Below are 20271 nucleotides of genomic sequence, written 5' to 3' on the forward strand. Positions count from 1 at the left end.
CGCAGGCAATACGCTCCGCTTTGACTATACTGCCCTTGGATACAAAAGAATAAAGCAGGGGCTGACCAATGACTGATGAGAAGCCGGAAATTCCCAGAACCACGCCGTGTTCAGTGCTGGTCGAGGGCGGCAAGAACTACTTCTGGTGCGCCTGTGGCCGCAGTAACAGCCAGCCATTCTGTGACGGCTCCCACAAGGGAACAGGATTTACGCCGGTTAAATACACGGCTGAAAAGAAAGAATGGGTGTGGTTCTGCGGCTGCAAGCACACCGGCAACCCGCCGTTGTGCGACGGCACCCACAAAACCCTGGATCAGGGTGCCTGAATACCGGGCTGGAGGCTTAGCCGGTAACCGCTGAAACCGTGTAGCGTATCCTGCAATGCCAGTACTCTCAGCGTAACAGAGACTTGGCGATCGTCGGCATCCAACAGCTTGAGGTCGATACGCTGTATTTGTCGCTCCTGGCGGGACGCCTGTAGGGTCCTGAGGAAGTTTTCCACGTAGGTGGGGTCGACCAATTGCTCGAATGGGGTGCCGGCCAGGTCCGCCGGTGCCTTATTCAGAAGCTCCACCACCTGGGGTGAAATGTATCCGGTCAGTGCCTTTTCATCCAGCTCACAGATCGTTGCGCCGGAAAGGGCGACCAGGTCCCGGCTGCGTTGTTCGCTGTCATTCAATGCCTGCCGCAGGATCGATTTTTCAACCTGCATGTTGTTCAGTTGCTGTTCGTACCCGTGGGATACTTTTTCGGCGTTTCGGTAGTGGCTTTGCCACCGGCGGATGCGCAGGCACAGGAAAATCACGACCACCGTCGCCAGCACCGTCATCGCCAGCCCCGCAAGCCAGATAAAACGGAAGGAACGGTGGGCAGGTTGAGACAGGAATCCGGAATCCGGCAGTGTGGTTACCAGCCAGCGATGCTCTCCAATTGCGACTTCAGAGCGCAGGGACTGGGAACGATCCGGGCTTTCTGCGCGAATGGCCTGGAACAAGGGGGTTTTGGTATGCCGCTCCAGGGTGTCTACGCGCAAATTGAGCATACCGGGTACCGCATCCTTGAACACAGTGGCAAGCCATAGCTCTGCGGGTGCTACGTTATTAATGGTTCTGGCTGGTGCGACTCCATCTGTATAGAGCGGCGGAAGCTCGTCATACCCACGTAGGCGGGCGACAAGCGCATTGTGCTGCTTGCGGTATACCTGCTCAGCGAGTGACCGTGATTGTTCCTCAAGCGCCTGCGCGGTCAGGCCGGTAACAACAAGGCCGGCAAACAATACCAGCAGGGGCGCCCACAGGTGTGGCAGCGCCATAGCGTGTCCTGTCCCTGTCAATCTGGGGCTTTCCATAGGTTGATCCATAACCGGTGGCGAACGTGTAGGGAACTTCCTGCTCTTATACTTTAGACCACTGCTCGTGCCCTGGGAAACTTTGCTCAGGAATCCATCGCTGTCAGGTCTGGACCTGCCGTGCCGAACCGTATACCAGCAGGAATACGGCAAAACCCGTCACCACCACCGAGGGGCCGGCCGGTGTGTCCAGGTGCCAGGACATCGTAAGTCCACCACTGACGGCGATAAAACCGAACAGGATGGCCAGCCCCACCATATGTTCGGGGTTGCCGGCCAATCTTCTGGCGGTGGCTGCCGGAATGATCAGTAATGCGGTAATCAGCAGGACCCCGACAATCTTCATGGCCACTGCGATCACGATGGAAAACATCAGCATCAGCACCAGCCGCAGACGTTCAACCGGTACGCCCTCAACCCGCGCCAGTTCCTCGTGAATGGTGCTCATCAGCAGACCGCGCCAGAGCACAGTCAACAACGCCAGAATCAGGACGGCACCGCCGTATATCCACAACAGGTCGTTTCGGCTCATGGCCAGCAGGTCCCCGAACAGCAGGCCGGTCAGGTCCACTCGAATGTTGGGCATGAAGCTGAGTGTGACCAGGCCGATGGCCAGGGCACTATGGGCGAGGATACCCAGCAGGGTATCGGTGGCCAGAGTCTTGCTGCGAGAGAACAGCACCAGGGCAATCGCCAGCACCACGCAGGTCACGATAACCCCCACATTCAGCGGAACACTGATCAGAAAACTCAGGGCAATGCCCAGCAATGCCGAGTGCGCCAGGGTGTCGCCGAAATAGGCCATCCGCCGCCACACCACGAAGCAGCCCAGCGGACCGGCGATCAGGGCTACACCGAGACCGCCAATCAGCGCCCGCCAGAAAAAGTCGCCGAGCACGGCATCAATGATGGGCATGGGAGCACTCCGCGTGGTCATCGTGGTCGGCGGACACCACATCGCCATGCAGATCGTGGCTGTGGTTGTGGTGGTGATGGTATACCGCGAGACTTTCCGCTACCGGACGACCGAAGGTTTCGATAAAGGCGGGATCGTGGGAGATATCCGCCGGATACCCGCTGCAGCAGACGTGCTGGTTCAGGCAGATAACCTTGTCGGTGGCGGCCATGACCAAATGCAGATCATGGGAGATCATGATCACACCGCAGTTCAGTTCGTCCCGCAGGCTACGGATCAGCTCATAGAGCGAGGCCTGGCCATTGATGTCCACGCCTTGAGCCGGTTCGTCCAGAACCAGTAGATCTGGCCTGCGAGCCAGCGCCCTCGCGAGCAGCAATCGCTGTTTTTCGCCACCGGACAATCGATGAACCGAGGCGTCGAGCAAATGTTCCACACCGGTCTTGGTCAGGGCTTCAACGCACTCCTGGTGTGATCGGCCACTGAGCAGCATGAACCGCTTTACGCTGAGTGGCAGTGTCGTTTCCAGTGTCAGGTGCTGGGGCACGTAACCGATGGTGAGCCCGGGCGCGATAGTCAGGGCACCGCCCGAGACCGGCTGGATACCCAGTATAGCCTTGATCAGTGTGGTCTTTCCGGCACCATTGGGGCCGATAATGGTGATGATATCCCCGCGCTGGACTCGCAGATCCACACGGTCCACCACGGGGCGGTCATCGAAGTTGACAGTTAATCGGTTCAGCTCTACCAATGCATCAGTCATGGGCAGTGTCCGATTTACAGCCGGGACAAATGCCGGATACCTCGATGGTCATGTTGTCTGGCTGGAAAGCCTCGTCCGCCGCGGCACTCTGGACCGCATCGGATACGCCGGGCGCCGTCAGTTCCAGCACGTTGCCGCAACAACGGCAGATCAGGAACAACCCATGGTGGTTCTTATCCGTGTGAGTGCAGCCGACGAATGCGTTCAGTGACGCAATCCGGTGAACAAGTCCGTGCTGCTGCAGAAAATCCAGTGCACGGTACACCGTGGGGGGCGCCGCATTGTGACCATCCGCAGCCAGCACGGCAAGCACGTCGTAGGCGCCAAGTGGCTTGTGGGATTGCCAGATCAGTTCCAGCACCCGTTCACGGGTGGGTGTCAGGCGGGCATTGTGCTGCTGACAGATAGCTCGGGCCTCTGTCAGCGCCTGGGCAACACAGGCGTCATGATTGTGCGGTCGATAGGGAAGAGCGCTGGGTGACATGGGCACTGTCCTGTAGAATTTGCAACATTATAACATTAGCAAAAGACAGTGCCAGGTGTGATGGTGTGCTGATCACCGGTGAGCGCTAGCGGGAGGCCTCCAGTGCCAATGACTCAAGGTAGCCGAGGTCGGGAATAAAGGCGGTTTCGCCTTCGACTTCAACCGCCATCAGGTCGGCAGGGCCGGTGTCGCCGTCAACCTTCTTCAACTGATCTTCGGTCAGACGTGTCTGGCTGGGGATGCCCTGGGTGACCAGCGCCATAAAGGGGACCGAGTTATGGTGATCACCGATGGTGTTCAGTATGACGATTCGGCCACGATTGCCACCGGGCACGGTCAGTTTGCCGCCATTCGCGGCATCGTAGGAGATCACCGGCAGGTTCAGGCCCCGCCAATCAAGCTCGCCCACCAGCCACTCCGGTGAATGCGCAGCGGGGTCGGAGCTGGCGAAGTCCACCACTTCCGCAATCGACACGTTAGGCAGCAGCAATTGCTTCTCGCTCATCGGTATCATGACGCAGGGCAGGGTTTGGCTGTTATCGTTCATCACTCATTTCCTCAGGCGGAATCCCGTTTTTGCCGGCCCTTGAGCAGGCAGGATTCTTCAATCGTTTTGACGAGTTCGCGGGCGAGCTGTTCCGGTGTACCACAGTATACGGAACACCCGGTTGCTGCCACGGAATCCGGCATGGAACTGTTACCGCAGCTGCCGCTCTCCTGGACCCATATGCGGCTACCATAGGCTTTCAGCAGTGGCGCGGCAATGGCACCATCGTTGCCCATACCGGAAAAGATGATGGCATGGCATCGGGCACCGTAATGGTCGCCGATGTTCAGCAGTACCTGGTCAATGGAGGGGCCATAGGGGCCGGGCCAGGGTGTTTCCCTTTCCCTGAGTGCACCGCTGTCGTCAAGAGTCCACTCTCGCTCCACCGGCATCAGCACAACATCGCCATTGTGAACACGATACCCGGTTTCAGCCCGTTTGAGCTGGTAGTGGGCGTGACGGCCCAGCACGCGAGTCAGCACGTCGGTGAAATTGTTGTCGATGTGTTGGGCATAGATAAAACCCACTGGTAATCCGGGCGGCAGGCTGTCCAGAAAGGTTTTCACCGCGGCCGGGCCGCCCAGTGACGCCCCCAGAATCCAGACCTCTTCCGCCGGCAGGTCCGCTGAGGCCGGCTGGATCCAGTGAGGCAGTTTGGGAGAGGTTTCCGATTGCGGTTGTTCGGTGGCCAGCTCTTCAATAGCGGCCGCGGAATCCAGCTTTTCCAGGTGCCCGAGGGACTGCTCCAGCTTGTCCAGCAACCGGCGTTCCCAGCGGAAGTACTCCGTGGTGCCCGGTTTTGGGGCCGGGTCGAGACCAAACAGTACGGGGGCTTCGGTGTTCTCCAACAGGTGGTCAAACAGCACTGGGTGATCGGCTTCGTCTTCCAGGGTAATCAACCACAGGCTGGCTTCCGGGAATTCAGGGTAGCCCTGCAGGCGATTCGGGTCTCCGGAAAAGCAAACGTCCAGGCCGAACCTGGACGAGGCTTCCTGCAGGCGATGACGCTGCAGGACGATATCCGAGACGATACCGACCGCTGGCCGTCCTGGCTGGCCGGTCATCACTGATTCCTGGTCAGCCGCGTGATGGTGTCAAGCAGCTCGGTTTCCTGGAAAGGCTTGCCGAGGTATTCATTGACGCCAATGGCCAGCGCTCGCTCGCGGTGTTTCTCACCGGTTCGGGAGGTAATCATGCAGATCGGCGTGTCCCGCAGGTTGTCATCGTGGCGCACAAAGCTCGCAACCTCGAAGCCGTCCATTCGGGGCATCTCGATATCCAGCAGGATAATATCCGGCTTGTGATCCTGTAGCTGTGCGACCGCATCCAGGCCGTCTTTGGCCGTGATCACTTCCATGCCATTACGCTCCAGCAGGCGGGACGTTACCTTGCGCACTGTTACCGAGTCATCCACCACCATCACCACGGTGGACTGCTCCTCACGGCGGGAGGCTTCCTTCGCATTCTCAAGGTTCGCCAGGCGCTGGCGCTCGGAGAGAATATCGGAACGGATCATGGCCGGCAGATCGAGAATCACCACCACGTTACCGTCACCCAGAATGGTGGCACCGGACACACCCCTGACCGTACTGAACTGCGGTCCGAGCGATTTAACCACGATTTCGCGACTACCCATCAGGCTGTCCACCTGCAGGGCCATGGGCTGTTCGGCACCCCGCACCAGGATAACCGGTAACGGCAGGGCCTGACCCTGCAGCTTGGGATGGTGATCACTGTTCAGCAGGCTGCCGAGATACTGCAGGCGGTACTGCTGTCCTGCGTATTCGTACATCGGTGCGTCAGGCTTGTAGTATTCCTCAAGCTCGTAGGTACTGACCCGAACGATGCCCTCAATGGTGTTCAACGGAATGGCGTAGAAGTCCTCGCCGGTAGACACCATCAATGCCCGGTTGACCGATACGGTGAAGGGCAATCGAACGGTAAAGACGGTGCCCTTGCCAACGGTGGAGTCGATGTCCAGGCTGCCACCTAGCTGCTTGATTTCGCTGGCAACCACATCCATGCCTACGCCGCGGCCGGAAATCTGGGTAACGGCCTGGGCGGTGGAGAAACCGGGTTGCAGGATGAACTGCAGGATTTCCCGTTCGCTCAGGTCCTCGTCCTTGGCCATCATGCCCTGGCGAATGGCCTTGTCGCGAATGACCTGAGCGGGGATGCCCGCACCATCGTCGATCATCCGCAATACCACATCGCCACCTTCCCGGGTCAGCGACAGCGTCACTTCGCCAGTTTCCGGCTTGCCGGCCGTCTTACGGTCGGCCGGCTTTTCGATGCCGTGGTCCAGCGCGTTACGCAGCATGTGCTCCAGCGGTGCGATCATGCGCTCGAGGATGTTGCGGTCCATTTCCCCTTCCGGGTTGCGGACATCGAACTCAACTTTCTTGCTGAGCTCGCCGCTGATCTGACGGACAATCCGGCGCAGCCTGGGCACCATGGAGGCAAACGGAATCATCCGGGTCTTCATCAGACCTTCCTGGAGTTCCGTGTTGATCCGCGATTGTTGTACCAGCAGGGTCTCGGTGTCCCTAACCCGGTCGGACAGGGTTTCCCTCAGATCCGCAAGGTCCGACGATGACTCCGTCAGGGCCCGTGACAGCTGCTGGATGGCGGAATAGCGGTCCATCTCAAGCGGGTCGAAGTCGTCGCCGTAATCCGGGCCGTGCTCTTTCTCTGCGCGGAACAGGATCTGGGTCTCGGTTTCGATTTCCATCCGGCGCAGCTGCTCGCGCAGACGCTCGATGGTGGCGGCCATTTCGTCCAGGTTGTGGCTGAAATCGCTGGTTTGCTGTTCCAGTCGACCACGGGTAATACTGGTTTCACCGGCCAGGTTAACCAATTCGTCCAGCAGCGGCGCGGAGACCCGGATGGTTTCCTGGGGCGCACGCTGGGCGGCAGCCGCTTTCGCGGGCGTCTTGGACGGAACCTTGTTGGGTTTGGGCGCGGGTACGACCGGTTTTTCCGGTTTGGCAGGCGCTTCCGCCGCCGGCTCCTGGGTCTTCGGCAATTTCTCTGTTTTTGCGTCCGGTTTGGCGGGCTCTGGAACAGCGCCTGTGTCTTCAAACCGCTTACGGATATCACCCACGAGCGCCACAATCGCGTCGTGGTCATTGGTGATGGCCTGCCAGGCCTCGTCGCCCGGGGTATTGCCACCCAGGTCGATCAGCCGCGTTTCCAGCGCGTGGGCCTGGTCGCCCAGCTCGACAAGCTGCGACAGCCGCGCACCACCTTTAAGGGTATGGAGGGCGCGCTGGGCTTCCTGGTTAAAGTGGTGGTTAGCCGGGTCTTTACGCCAGTCATCCAGTAACTGCTCCAACTGGTCGAGGATCTCGCCGGCCTCTTCCAGGAAAATCTCCAGGACTTCGGCATCGACGGTTTCACCGTCTGCAGAGGGTTCAGTCTGAGTGGCGGGCGCGGACAGCTCGTCACCGGAGACTTTGTGGGCGTCGTTCAGTGCTTCAACCAACACCATGTCCGCAGTGGGCTTGTTGCCCTCTTCCAGGCTGGTGAGCATGGTTTTCAGTGTGCCATGCGCTTTTTCACTGAGTTCCAACAGGATTGACTGATTGCTGGAACCGGCGATCAGAGGGTCCAGGGCATCAGACCAGGCCTCGGCCAGATCGGCAATCGGGTCGACATCGGACAGACGAGCGCCACCCTTGAGGGTATGCAGCTCCTGCTGCAACTGGGTAACGCCAGCCAGTTCTTCAGGCTCGTCGCGCCACTGGGCCAGGCATTCGCCAATGGCTTCGTGAATCTCCAGGCCTTCGTCGAGGAAGATGCCAACCAGGTCATCGTCGGAGGCCTTTGCAATAGCCTCTGTGACGGATGCCGGTTGTTCGTCGGCTGTGGGTGCCTCGTCGACGGGTTCCGGTTCTTCCGCTGGGTCTTCAGGTTCCGCGGATGGTATTGGCTTGCCAGAGAGGATGGCTTCAACCTTGGCCACCAGTTCTGTTGCCGGCGGGCAGGGTTTCTGGGTGGCAACCTGTTCAACCATTTGCGCCAATCGGTCGTGGCAGGCAAACAACAGATCGTTCATGTCGCTGCTGGCGTTCAGTTGGCCTTCGGCGACTTTCTCGAACAAATCTTCAAGTACGTGGGTCAGGTCGCCAATGGCATCGACGCCCGCCATCCGGGCACCGCCTTTGAGCGTGTGCACATCGCGTTGCAGCTCTGCCGCCACATCGCGATTGTTGGGGTCTTCACTCCAGGTATGTAACGCGCTGCCTGTGGAGTTGATCAGGTCGTAGGCTTCTTCCAGGAAGATGCCGATCAGTTCCGGATCCAGGTGAGACAGATCGGTGGCGTGTTCCTCTTCAGGTTCCTCCACCGTGGTTTCTGGCTCTTCGGTATCATCCTCTTCCAATTCGGCCAGCGGAATCTCGTCATCGTCTTCCGGTTCAGCGTCCTGCTTTCTGACATCGGTCACTGGCCTGGAGCCCGTGGCGCTGTCCATGTAGGCGTGGATTTCACTGATCAGGTCCGGCGCCGGGCGCGGTGGCTCCTGTTGCTCAAGGGCATCGACCATACCTGCCAGTCGATCATGGCAGCGGAACAGCAGGTCGGAAAGCTCACCGGTAACGGCAAGCCGTTGCTCGGTCAGTCCTTCAAACAGGTTCTCCAGCTCATGGGAAAGATCGCCCACCGGTTGGATATCCGCCAGGCGAGCGCCGCCCTTGAGGGTATGCAGGTCCCGTTGTAGAAGGCGTAAAAGATCCAGGTTTTCGGTGTTGTCGCTCCAGCTCTGCAAGGCATCGGCGGTACTGTCGATCAGGTCCCGGGCTTCCTCAAGGAAGATCTCCGCCAGTTCCTGGTCCATGTCTTCATCGGTGTCCGCCAACGGTGGCTGCTCGCCATCGGGTTCCGGGGCATCTTCCGCCTCGGCTTCCAGGCTGCGATCGATCTCTTCCAGATCCCCGGTGAACTCCTGCTCAAACGCATCCGGCTCATTGTCTGCGGGCGTCGCGGGAGCGAGGGTGTCCAGCTCGGCAATCAGATCGGCGTTGGCCTCGGTGGCCAGTCCGGCCGCGACCTGATCCATCATGTTGATCAGGTGTTCATGGCCTGCACGCACACTGTCGTAGAAAGGCGAATCGGGAACAAAATCGGGGTTTGAGGCACGCTCGTAAACCTGTCTCAGAGCACCTGACAGCTCAGCAACATCGGCCAATCCGGCATCCTGTGCGCCCTCGGTGAGCAGGTGCAGCTCCTTGCGCAGGGTGTCCAGGGCGGAGGTTGCTTCGGGATTTTCCGACCACTCATCAAGAATCCGGTCGGCATCCAGCAGGATATCCAGACCTTCGTTCAGGAACAGCTGAACCAGTTGCGGTCGTGCGTTTTCTTGCGGTTCATCGGTTCGGGAGCCATCGCCACGCAGGGTGGCATTGCTGACCTGCTCCAGTTTTGCCAGGAAGGTTTCGGTGCCCGGCAGGTCCGCCTGGGGATTCTCCCGAATCTGGCCAAGGCCCTGGGTCAGGAAATGACAGGTATCGCCAATCAGGCTTATAACGTCGCGATCGGCCCGTTTGTTTTGTGCCCGGGCTTCCTTGACGAAGCGTTCCAGGGGCGTGATCACCGCGGCAATAGGTGCGATACCGGCGGTGTGTGCGCTGCCTTTGAGGGTATGAAGCGCGCGAGACAGGTCATCGGTATAAGCAACGCTCGCTTTGTCGCCTGCGGCATCGAGGAAATCCCGCAGGGTTTGCAAGTGGGTTTCGGTTTCACTTTCGAAAATATCCAGCAGCACTGGGTCGACGACGGTGTCGTCTTCCTCTTCCGCTGCTGTCAATTCTGGCTCGGCGTCTCCGTTCGTCGCTCCTGACTGTGGCTCAGACGGAGGCATGGTGCTGGCATCGGGAATTTCGCCGTTTGCCAGAGCGTTGGCGCGTGCTTCCATGCTCGATGTATCGCGGGAAGGGGGCTGGCGTTTCTCGAAATCGTCAACCAATTCCGGCAGGGCCGCGGTAACGTCTTCCAGCAGCGCCGCAATGTCGTCGTTCATGAAAATGCTGCCGTCAATCACGCGGTTCAGCATGTTCTCAACAGACCAGGCCAGTTCGCCGACAACCAGCGCACCCACCATCCGACCACTTCCCTTCAGGGTATGGAAAGCGCGCCGGACTTCCGAGAGCGCCGTGCGGTCGTCGTGCTGACGTAGCAACATGGGCAGGTATTCGCGAACGGTATCCAGTACCTCACCGGCTTCCTCGATAAAGATCTCGAGAATTTCATCGTCGATAAGGTCATCGTCAAACTCAACCTCAGCTGCGGACGGTTGCCCGGTACTGACAGCTTCGCCGTCGTTGCCACTGTCGATTGTGGGTAGCTCATCATCCGCTGAACTGCCGTCTTCCGATGCGGTGTCGATGTCAGTTTTTCGCGTGGTAGACAGAGCTTCAGCGCGTTCAATCAGCTCTCCAACCTCGCCATCGGCCTGTCCGTCACGGAAGTCGTTGATCAGCGCAGGAATTCGACTGTTGACGTCATCAATCAGGCTGAACATGTCATCGGTGGGTCGTAGCGTCTGGTCGATCACCCGGTTGAGCAGGTTTTCCACGGACCATGCCAGTTCACCGATGCTGGTTGCGCCCACGAGCCGGCCACTGCCCTTGAGGGTGTGGAACGCGCGGCGGACTTCAGTCAGTGCGTCGCGATCGTCGTGGTTTTGGCGCAGGCGAGGATAGAATTCATTGATGGTTTCCAGGACTTCTTCGGCTTCCTCAATGAAAATGCCGAGGATCTCATCATCCAGCAGTTCTTTATCGGAGCTCTTGGATTCGGCTTCTACCGATTCGACGGGTACTTCCGAATCAATAACCGGCACGTCGTCAGCTGTTGGATGCTGCCAGGTAGGCTCCTCGCCAACCGGGAAGCCCAGGGAGTTCAGGCTGGCCTCGGCAACCCCGAGTACGCTCTCATTGTCGCTGATGCCCTCGGCGAGCCGCTCCAGATAGTACTCAATACTGGTAATAGCGTCGGCCAGCGTGTCGAGCTGTTTCCAGTCGGGAACCTGCTTGCCCCCCAGCAGTACGTCGGTGATGTAACGTTCGGCGGAGGCGAGCATGTCGGCCACGCGGTCAAGGGGAATCAGGCTCAGGCCACCACGGATGCTGTGCAGGAGGCCGGGGACGTGTTCGATTTCGCCGGTTTCCCATTGGGAAGCGATGAAATTGACGATGGCCGTTTTTACCTGCTCCAGCGTATTGCGGGACTCCCGCAGCAAAGCGCTGCTGGCTTCACCCAGTTCGCGGGAGCCAAGGTTGATGGTTTGGGTGTCGTCGCCGATGGCATCCGATTCCGACTGTCGGTCACTGTCCAGGCCAGCCAGACTGGCTTCGACGTAGAGCAGAGCGCCGGCAATATCCATCAGGGTGCCGTCATCCACCGAGTCAGACTGGTTGGCCAGCTTCTCCACCAGTTCGATCTGTTCGGTAATGACCTTGCGGGGTATGCCCAGGCCCAGCACCGCCAGGGTATTGGCGACCTGGCGCAGGCCCGGAAGCAGTTCTTCCAGTTCATCGTTCTGGCGTAGCTCGGAGCGCACAAACAGATCGAGCTGGTCTTTGAGTTTGGCCAATTCTTCGTTGAGGGCGCTGACCACCGAGTGGATGGCGTCACGCCCTGGGCCCGAAACCCGGTTCTTGGCGGCGTCCACATCATCGTCGGAAGGCAGTGCGTGATCGAGCCGGTAGCTGTCGCGCAGTTCCCTCACGAGTGGTGTATCGAGATCGCGAGCACGAGCAACGTAGTAGAGCAGATGTTTCAGGAGAGCTTCTGGAACCGCCTGCTGCAGGATATCAATGTGCTCGTCTGTAAGACGGCGAATTTCGGCGTCCAGCTCGCGCAACAGGGACTTCACGGCTGTATTGACCGGGTTCGCATGCTGCTGGAGCGTTTCCACGAATGCTCCGGCTGCTTTCCAGAGTTCGCCCCGGGGCGTTTTCTGGCACAGGCGGATCAGCCGCTGGATCACCTTCTGCATGTAATCGAAATGGGCGTCCAGGTCGGCCTCGCGAATCACGCCAGCGAGGGCGAACTGATACATCTGGCGCAATTTGCGGATATGTCCAAGTACCTTCGGATCCTGAAGGCGCTGGGACACATTGGCGGCAGCCGTTGCCCTTGAGGGCGACAGGTCTGGCTTGAACAGCGATGTATCGGACAGCAGGGACTCACCCCGTGCAGCACGGAGATCGTTCAGCAATGGTAGTAGCACCATCGGGAAATCGTCTTTGCTACTGGCCAGGTGCTCCAGATACTGGGGCAGTTGCAGGATGGCCTGCATCAGCACATCGACGGCATCGTCCACACTGGCGACGGTTTCGTTCAGGACCGCCTGGGTCAGTTTCTCCATTTCCTCGGTCAGCAGGGCCGCGCCGTAAAGCTCGACCATCTGCAGGGTACCGTGAACCTGGTGGAGATAGTTCAGGCAGAAGCGCAGGCGCGCGGTGTCGTCACGATTCTCGACATACGCTTCCAGTGCGTGCTGACCCTGGGTCAACGTGTCCTGTATTTCGCCCCGAACCCAGTCCAGGGCGATGCTGTCATGGTGATTGCCCATAACCACTCCGGTTATTCTTCGTCAGTCTGGCGTTTGATCCACGCCAGCACATGTTCCGAGGGTACCCTCTGTAAGCCAGGGGGCTGCCAGTCGGTCAACTCTCCCTGGCCCAGGACCAGCAACCCCCCGGGCGCCAGCCGCTCTGCAAGCCTTTTCACGATTTCCCGCCGGCGCCAGCGCCGGAAATAAATCAGCAGGTTCTGGCAGAAGATAATGTTCATTCCATGCATCGGAGCGTGTTTCAGATCCAGCACGTTCAGCCTGGTGAAACACACCCGCTCCCGGATGCTTTCTATAATCTCGACGTTGTTCCGTTCCGCCGGCCGGAAATACCGGGCTTTCATGGCGTCATCCATTCCCATCAGCTTGCGGGCACTGAACAGGCCTGACTGGGCCTTGTCGATGGCCGGTTTACTGATGTCAGAGCCGGTAACGCCAAACAATGGTTGTAGCGACAACCCCTCCATACTCTCATTCAGCAGCATGGCCAGCGTGTAGGGTTCCTTGCCGGTGGAACATCCCACACTCCAGGCTTCCAGGGGGCGCCGTTTCAGCGTCTCCCGGGGCCGGGTAAGCACATAGTCAGACACCAGCCGGAAGGCATCCGGATCCCGGAAGAACCGGGTTTCCTGAACCGTCAGCCGATCCACCAGGGTGGACCATTCAACGACAGCGTCCGGGCCGGATACGATCTTCTCGTAATAGGCCTGATAACTACTGCAACCAATCTCCCGCATGCGGATCCCGAGGTTGGTCTCGAGAAACGATTTGCGCTCGGAAGACAGGGTAATGCCGGTACGATGCTCAAGCAGCGTCTGCCACTGGTTGAACTGCGCCTCGTCCATATCGGGAAGTCGGCGCAGTGACCAGATGCCTTCGGCGGGTGACAGATGGTTGCGTGTTTCAGCCATAAACTGTCAGCAGCCTCGCAGCGGTTGTCAGCTCACCACCGGTACGTCGCTGTCTTCCTCTTCTTCCTGATCGGCCGACTCTTCCTCGGGCAGTGTGAAGCCCGCAACAGAGGACCGCAGTTCAGACGCCATCTCTGCCAGGTTACCGATAGACTTCGCGGTCGCGTTGGTACCGGAGGACGTCTGCGAGGTGATTTCCTGGATGACGTTCATGGTGTTGGAAATGTGCGCTGCAGAGGACGACTGCTGACGTGCTGCGTTGGAGATGTTCTGGATCAATTCCGCCAGAGACATGGATACGTTCTCGATTTCCTCGAGGGCGATACCCGCGTCCTGTGCCAGGCGGGCACCACGGACCACCTCGGCGGTGGTGTGTTCCATGGAGATAACGGCTTCGTTGGTATCCGACTGGATCGTCTTAACCAGCGCTTCAATCTGCTTGGTTGCCGCAGAGGAACGTTCCGCCAGTCGCTGAACTTCGTCCGCAACTACCGCGAAGCCCCGGCCTGCGTCACCTGCCATGGAGGCCTGGATCGCAGCGTTCAGGGAGAGGATGTTGGTCTGGTCGGCGATGTCGTTGATCAGGGATACGATGTCACCGATTTCCTGGGAAGATTCACCCAGACGCTTGATCCGTTTGGAGGTTTCCTGAATCTGCTCACGGATGTTGTCCATGCCGCGGATGGTGTTCTGTACCACTTCCGCGCCTTTTTTCGCGATCGCAACCGACCGCTCCGCAACCGCGGAGGATTCAGCCGCGTTCGAAGATACCTGGTCGATGGACACCGCCATCTCGTTCACCGCGGCGGAGGCGCCGGCAATTTCCTGGGCCTGGTGCTCGGAGGCATCCGCCAGGTGCATGGCCGTGGCCTGGGTTTCCTGGGCGGCTGACGCTACCCGTACCGCAGTGCCACGAATCGCCTGTACCAGTCCGCGCATCTGGTCGATCGCGTAGTTGATGGAGTCAGCGATGGCGCCGGTGAAGTCCTCGGTAACCGTGGCCTCCGTGGTCAAGTCACCATCCGCCAGGTCAGCCAGTTCGTCCAGCAGTCGCAGGATTGCGTTCTGGTTCTGCTCGTTCTGTTCCTGGGTTGTTGCCAGGCGCTCCTGGGCTTCGCGGTAGAGCACCACACCGATCATCACAACGATACCGACCATCGCGGCCAGGATGATGAACGCCAGCGTGGGGCTGACGAAACGGGATCCGGCCTGGCCGGTGAATTTCTCGGACAGAACCGACAGTTCGTCCAGCAGAACCTGTGAGTTCTGGAAGATGTCGCTGGCTGCAGTACGCACCTTGAAGAGGTCGGGAGAGGCTTCAAGGATGGCGTCTACGTTCTGGGAAACGAATTCGAACAGTTCGCCAACGGCTTCCAGGCCATAGATGGCGTCTTCATCGTTTACCTGGGAGATGCCCATGGCCGGGTTGCCATTGACCTGGCCGTCAAGAACCCGGCCAAACAGGCTGGCATCGCGGCCGAACCGGTCGGCGGCGATAACCGCGTCTTCGTCACCGGAGAGAACGTTGTTGACCGAGCGAACGATCCGCTCCGCCAGCAGTGACTGGCGCTGAGCCAGTGCGATCTGTTCGGCGGGCGCATCGTTGTCCAGCAGGATTTGAACGATGTCGTCGTATTCCACCTGCAGCTGCGGGATGGTTTCGTTCAGCGTCCGCGCCACTTCGTGAAGGCCGAGTACTGCGTCCTGGGTGGACAGGATACTGTCGGCGTTGTCACGAACGGACTCCCAGGTTGCCTGCACGTTGCTGTTCTGTGCAACCTCGCTCGGGGGCAGGCCGGTTTCCGGATTGCCGTCAACTACATAGCTCCACAGCTGTTCGAACTCGTCACGGGAACGTCGCAGTGCGTCGAACGCTGAAGCGGTGCCACCGGCGGCTTCCGTCGCGTTTTTCGCGATTTCCTGGGACAGCACCCTCAGTTCGGCTGAGTGAGCGATGTATTCCTGATCGTTCTGGCTGTCCCGATTGATAATGAACAGCACCGCAACGAGCAGGACGGTCAATGCGATCAGCGCGGCAATCAGGCCGGCAACCAGTTTGTTGCCTCCCTGTCCCATACTGAGTCTTCCGGCTCTATTTTTCATTTTCTGGCTCCCGGCCTCTTCGTAATAGTGGCAAGTTTGTTTCTGCGGGCGTTGGGCAGGCGGGAAGATGTTCCTGCCAATGTCACCACCCTTACCATTGCGCTACATCCAGGAAGCGTTCGTCACCGAGAAGCTCGGCGGCGGAAAACACTTTCCAGACTTCCTCGTTACGCTCGTAGCCGCCATTCACAAACGGCTGAACGCTTGCAGGCACATCCTGTGGCGATGCCACGAAGCTGTCCACTGCGAAATACTGCATGCCTGAGACGCTGTCGACCACCAGGCCACTGAATACGTCGCCCTGCTCGACAACCAGTACCCGGCGTTCGCGAGTGCTGCGTGAAGAACGGGGAACTTCAAAAAAGCCGGCAAGGTCGACCAGTGGCAGGAGGCGGCCACGTACGTTGGCGGCGCCCATCATAAACGGATGAACACCGGGTATATGGGTATAGCGGGGAACATGGAGAATTTCAGTGACTTCACCCATGGGCGCTACGTAACGCTCACCCGCCAGAACAAAGCCGATTCCGTTCCAGAGTTCAACGGCTTCCTGTTGTTCCGGCAGACCGGCAGCCAAGGCGCGGCTGCGTCGGGCGATATCCGTCAGAACGGCAAAGGGGGCGGCCTGGGCGGACATGCTTACTCCACGGTTGGGGATCAGGCAATCAGGCTATTGATTGTTTTGATCAGGTCGTCTTCAACGACGGGTTTTACGAGGTAACCCTTTGCACCCTGACGTGTTCCCCACACGCGGTCTGTTTCCTGATCCTTGGTGGTGACAATCACTACCGGGATAGAAGCGGTTTCCGGGGCGCGGGTCAATTGACGAGTTGCCTGAAAGCCGTTCAGGCCGGGCATAACGACGTCCATCAGGACCAGATCTGGTGTTTCGGCGCGTGCCTTGGCAACGCCGTCGGCTCCGTTGTCGGCCGTCAGCACGTCGTGCTTGTGCTTTTCCAGAATGGTCGAGATTTTCTTAACCTCTGTCGGGGAATCATCAACAATCAGAATGCGGGCCATGGTGTCCTCAATAGTTCTTTGCTTCAGCAGTTTTACTGTTCCGCCTGGGGAACATACTGGCGAATCGTGTTTAGAAGCTCGTCCTTGCTGAACGGTTTGGTCAGGTACTGGTCTGACCCGACAATCCGGCCTTTGGCCTTGTCGAACAGTCCGTCTTTACTGGAGAGCATGATGACCGGCGTCTTTTTGAAAGAGGAATTGTTCTTGATCAGTGCGCAGGTCTGGTAGCCGTCCAGCCGGGGCATCATGATATCGACGAAAATGATATTGGGCTGGGAATCGGCAATTTTCGCCAGAGCGTCAAAGCCATCTGTTGCGGTAATGACTTCGCAACCGACTTTCTTAAGAAGGGTTTCGGCGGTGCGACGAATGGTCTTGCTGTCGTCGATCACCATAATCTTCAGATTCTCGAAGTTGTCATCCATTGTCCAACTGCCTTGCGCTCAGCGACTGTCGTTATTTTCAACCGGGGTTTTTAACACAAACATTAACGATGTTCTATAAATCCCGCTCATTTATAGAGTATTGGGGGCCGGATAAAAAGTATAACTTTGTGACCAAATGTACTTCTGCCTGGAAAGTCACGAAATTGATACAGGATTTCTCCGGATGCATTCGCGGCTCGGGTACAATACCATTTGTGTCCACAGCATAGCACTTATTCCCAGGATCGCTCTGCAGACCGGTTCGTGTTTTCAACCTTTTATCTGGCGAGGCATTATGACAGTCCGACTTGGTATCGTGATGGACCCCATAGAGAAGATCCATTTCAAGAAAGACAGCTCACTGGCCATGTTGCTGGCAGCGCAGAAGCGGGGCTGGGAAATCGAGTATATGGAGCTGCCAGACCTGTATCTGAAAGGTGGGCAGGCGAGGGCCCGAACCCGTGACCTGACTGTACACATGGACCCGGAAGACTGGTTCGGTTTCGGTGGCGCCCAGGACCGCGCTCTGGGGGACCTCGACGTTATCCTGATGCGGCAGGATCCACCGGTGGACCGGGAGTTCCTGATGGCCACGTTTATTCTGGAAATCGCCGAGCAGCAGGGTGCCCTGGTGGTCAATCCAGCGTCTACGCTGCGGGATTGTAACGAAAAGTTGTTTGCCGCCCAGTTCGAAGACTGCACCCCGCCATTGATCGTCACCCGTTCGGCCGAGCGACTGAAGGAATTCTACGCCGAGCATGGTGACGTCATCATGAAACCGGTGGATGGCATGGGCGGGCGCTCCATCTTCCGGGTCAAGGAAAACGACGATAACCTTGGGGTTATTATTGAAACCCTGACCAACGATGGCGCCCACCAGGCGATGGCGCAGAAATACGTACCCGAGATCAAACAGGGCGATAAACGCATCCTGTTGATCGATGGCGAGCCGGTTCCCTACGCGCTGGCGCGCATCCCCTCTCAGGGTGAGAATCGTGGAAACCTGGCCGCCGGAGGGCGGGGGGAAGGTCGTGAACTCACGGTACGTGATCGGGAAATCTGTGACCGTGTGGCGCCGGTGCTCAAGGAAAAAGGACTCATTTTTGTCGGCATCGACGTCATCGGTGACTACCTCACCGAAATCAATGTCACCAGTCCCACCTGCATCCGGGAACTGGATGCCGCCTATGGCATTGATATTTCAAGTCAGTTGCTGGATGCCGTCGAGCGCCGTCTGAAGTAATGGTGTCCAGCCAGGTTTAACCGAGGGTAAATAGCAGTAATGGCAGTACAGGTCAGCGATTTCGATCGGTTTTCGTTCACGCTCTTCATGGCGCTGGCGCTCCACGCCATCGTGGTGCTGGGTATTACCTTTGCGCCCGAGCCCCCGCGTTCCTCGGCCCAGACCATGGAAATCACGCTCTCCCAGTTTGATGACGAGACTGACCCGGAGGAAGCCGATTTTCTGGCCCAGACCAGCCAGAAAGGCAGTGGTACCGAGGAGGAGCCGGTGGAAATGACCACTCCGCAGCCTTCCGAACTCAGCCAGCCGGAGGTCGCTGAGGTTCAGCCGGAGCCGCCGTCCCGCGTTGAGCCCAGGCAAGAGCAGGAACAGCCGGTAGTGCAGACGCAGGCCCAGAATGAACGCCAGGTGTCGGAGCCTTCAGCGGCGGAGCCGGCATCGGATGAGCCGCTACCGGTGAAGGAAAAGAAAAGCCTGATGGAGCGCAGTCTGGAGATTGCCAGTCTGGAGGCGCGGTTTGATCAGCAACGCAGGGCCTACGCCAAGAAACCCCGGGTCATGCGTGTTACCGCGGCTTCGACGTTGAAATCAACCAACGCCTGGTATGTTCAGAACTGGGTCGGCAAGGTAACCCGTGTCGGCAATATCAACTATCCTACCGAGGCCAGGCGAGCCGGAATCTATGGCACTCTGCGGATGCTGGTTTCCATGAAGAAGGATGGCACAATAAAGGAACTGGCTATACTCGAATCATCCGGCAGTAGCGTGCTTGATGATGCAGCCATACGCATCGTGAGAATGGCAGCGCCTTTCGCGCCTTTCCCGGATGAGATGCGCGAGAATGTCGACGAACTGGAAATTATCCGCACCTGGGTATTCGAACGGCGGGGGCTGACATCGGGATGACAGCATCAAAACACTCTCCACACAGCCTGCGGCACCAGTTTCTGGTGGCGTCTCCTTATTTGCAGGACCCACGTTTCCACGGTGCAGTGATCTATCTGTGCGAGCATTCGGATGAAGGCGCCCTGGGGCTGACGGTGAACCACCCCCTGGACATCCACCTGGGGGAAATTCTGGAGCAGCTGGACATGGAGGGCGGCGAGCTCGACGTTCCGGTATACGGAGGTGGCCCGGTTCAGCCCGAGCGCGGGTTTGTGCTGCATTCCCCGGACGCGGGCTGGCAAAACACGGCGCAGGTGGCTGACGACGTCTTGCTGACCACCTCCCGTGACGTACTGTCTGACATTGGCGCAGGCAGCGGGCCAAAGAATTACCTGGTGTGCCTGGGCTATGCGGGCTGGAGTGAGGGACAGCTGGAAGAAGAGCTCTCCAGCAACGCCTGGCTGACCTGTCCCGCCACCGCCGACATCCTGTTCGGGACACCCTGGGAGGAGCGGTATCAGGCCGTGCTGAAGCTCATTGGCATTGACCTCAACCAGCTCAGTGAGTTTGTGGGCCATGCCTGAGGCTGGAAACCGGCGGGTAATGGCGTTTGATTTCGGCACCCGACGAATTGGCGTGGCCAGTGGTCAGGAAATGCTGGGCATTGGCAAGCCTCTGACCATGCTGCCGGCCCGTGATGGGGTTCCCGACTGGGAGCAGATTGGTCGGCTGCTGAAAGAATGGCAGCCGGACCGGGTGCTGGTCGGCCTGCCCCTGAACATGGATGACACTGAAAATGACATGTGTGCACGGGCGCGGAAATTTGGCAAACGCCTGCACGGTCGCTTTCACGTCGAGGTTGAGATGGTGGACGAACGTCTCACCAGTTTTGAGGCCAAGGGCGATGTCATGGCGTCCGGTGGCAGCCGTGATTTCGGCCGCGATGGCGTCGATGACCGCGCCGCCGTGCTGATTCTGGAAACCTGGTTTCACCAGCAGGAGTCTCGTTCGTCCTGACCGGGACCGGGCTGCTGACTATGGGGATTTA

17 protein-coding genes are annotated in these 20271 nt (G+C 58.8%); 5 read left to right on the plus strand and 12 right to left on the minus strand.

The features are described 5' to 3' along the window. The first annotated feature begins 68 nt into the window (after positions 1–68). Positions 69–326: a CDGSH iron-sulfur domain-containing protein gene (locus B2590_RS09330; protein WP_036211407.1), complete on the plus strand. Its 258-nt coding sequence runs from the start codon at positions 69–71 to the stop codon at positions 324–326. Here the strand turns inward: B2590_RS09330 and B2590_RS09335 are convergent. The 12 genes from B2590_RS09335 to pilG all read right to left on the minus strand — a co-directional run bounded on the left by B2590_RS09335 (position 314) and on the right by pilG (position 17095). After that, positions 314–1312, minus strand: a complete 999-nt coding sequence (locus B2590_RS09335; protein ID WP_052479405.1) for a PAS domain-containing protein — start codon at positions 1310–1312, stop codon at positions 314–316. The two genes, B2590_RS09330 and B2590_RS09335, sit on opposite strands and share 13 nt — an antisense overlap. A 139-nt stretch (positions 1313–1451) precedes the next feature. After that, positions 1452–2264, minus strand: coding sequence for a zinc ABC transporter permease subunit ZnuB (gene znuB / locus B2590_RS09340; protein ID WP_127401946.1), 813 nt, complete (start codon positions 2262–2264; stop codon positions 1452–1454). Continuing rightward, entirely contained in the window at positions 2251–3027 is a 777-nt protein-coding gene (znuC, locus tag B2590_RS09345; RefSeq protein WP_036211401.1) for a zinc ABC transporter ATP-binding protein ZnuC, read from the minus strand. Before znuC ends, znuB begins: the two co-directional genes overlap by 14 nt. Next, positions 3020–3511, minus strand: coding sequence for a Fur family transcriptional regulator (locus tag B2590_RS09350; RefSeq protein ID WP_127401945.1), 492 nt, complete (start codon positions 3509–3511; stop codon positions 3020–3022). The genes znuC and B2590_RS09350 overlap by 8 nt, the downstream gene beginning before the upstream one ends. An 85-nt stretch (positions 3512–3596) precedes the next feature. Then, positions 3597–4058 carry a chemotaxis protein CheW gene (locus B2590_RS09355; protein WP_036211395.1) on the minus strand — a complete coding sequence of 154 codons (462 nt, stop codon included), beginning with the start codon at positions 4056–4058 and terminating at the stop codon, positions 3597–3599. Positions 4059–4069: 11 nt separating this feature from the next. After that, complete coding sequence (locus B2590_RS09360) at positions 4070–5122, minus strand: chemotaxis protein CheB (RefSeq protein WP_041333000.1); 1053 nt, start codon at positions 5120–5122, stop codon at positions 4070–4072. Then, the gene (locus tag B2590_RS09365) at positions 5122–12636 is read right to left on the minus strand and encodes an Hpt domain-containing protein (protein ID WP_278367735.1); all 7515 of its coding nucleotides are present in this window, start codon (positions 12634–12636) and stop codon (positions 5122–5124) included. Before B2590_RS09365 ends, B2590_RS09360 begins: the two co-directional genes overlap by 1 nt. Before the next feature lie 11 nt (positions 12637–12647). Beyond that, positions 12648–13547, minus strand: a complete 900-nt coding sequence (locus B2590_RS09370; RefSeq protein WP_286811007.1) for a CheR family methyltransferase — start codon at positions 13545–13547, stop codon at positions 12648–12650. A gap of 27 nt (positions 13548–13574) precedes the next feature. Then, positions 13575–15650: a methyl-accepting chemotaxis protein gene (locus B2590_RS09375; RefSeq protein ID WP_286847928.1), complete on the minus strand. Its 2076-nt coding sequence runs from the start codon at positions 15648–15650 to the stop codon at positions 13575–13577. A 91-nt stretch (positions 15651–15741) separates the two neighbouring features. After that, entirely contained in the window at positions 15742–16287 is a 546-nt protein-coding gene (locus tag B2590_RS09380; RefSeq protein WP_286811010.1) for a chemotaxis protein CheW, read from the minus strand. 20 nt (positions 16288–16307) lie between these two features. Further along, a complete protein-coding gene (gene pilH, locus B2590_RS09385; RefSeq protein ID WP_286811011.1) occupies positions 16308–16670 on the minus strand; it encodes a twitching motility response regulator PilH in 363 nt (120 codons plus the stop codon). A 32-nt stretch (positions 16671–16702) separates the two neighbouring features. After that, the gene (gene pilG, locus B2590_RS09390) at positions 16703–17095 is read right to left on the minus strand and encodes a twitching motility response regulator PilG (protein ID WP_007154228.1); all 393 of its coding nucleotides are present in this window, start codon (positions 17093–17095) and stop codon (positions 16703–16705) included. Positions 17096–17390: 295 nt separating this feature from the next. Between pilG and gshB the strand changes: the two genes are divergently transcribed. From gshB to ruvX, 4 genes are read left to right on the plus strand one after another with little or no spacing between them, the layout of a single operon-like run. Then, positions 17391–18338 carry a glutathione synthase gene (gene gshB / locus B2590_RS09395; RefSeq protein WP_286811012.1) on the plus strand — a complete coding sequence of 316 codons (948 nt, stop codon included), beginning with the start codon at positions 17391–17393 and terminating at the stop codon, positions 18336–18338. A gap of 39 nt (positions 18339–18377) precedes the next feature. Then, the gene (locus B2590_RS09400) at positions 18378–19244 is read left to right on the plus strand and encodes an energy transducer TonB (protein WP_286811013.1); all 867 of its coding nucleotides are present in this window, start codon (positions 18378–18380) and stop codon (positions 19242–19244) included. Then, positions 19241–19807, plus strand: a complete 567-nt coding sequence (locus tag B2590_RS09405; protein WP_286811014.1) for a YqgE/AlgH family protein — start codon at positions 19241–19243, stop codon at positions 19805–19807. Before B2590_RS09400 ends, B2590_RS09405 begins: the two co-directional genes overlap by 4 nt. After that, positions 19800–20240 (plus strand): Holliday junction resolvase RuvX, encoded by a 441-nt coding sequence (gene ruvX, locus B2590_RS09410; protein WP_286811015.1) that lies wholly within the window; start codon positions 19800–19802, stop codon positions 20238–20240. Before B2590_RS09405 ends, ruvX begins: the two co-directional genes overlap by 8 nt. Positions 20241–20271 lie beyond the last annotated feature (31 nt).

It is taken from the genome of Marinobacter sp. UBA3604, from assembly GCF_002375325.1.
Taxonomy (GTDB): domain Bacteria; phylum Pseudomonadota; class Gammaproteobacteria; order Pseudomonadales; family Oleiphilaceae; genus Marinobacter; species Marinobacter salarius.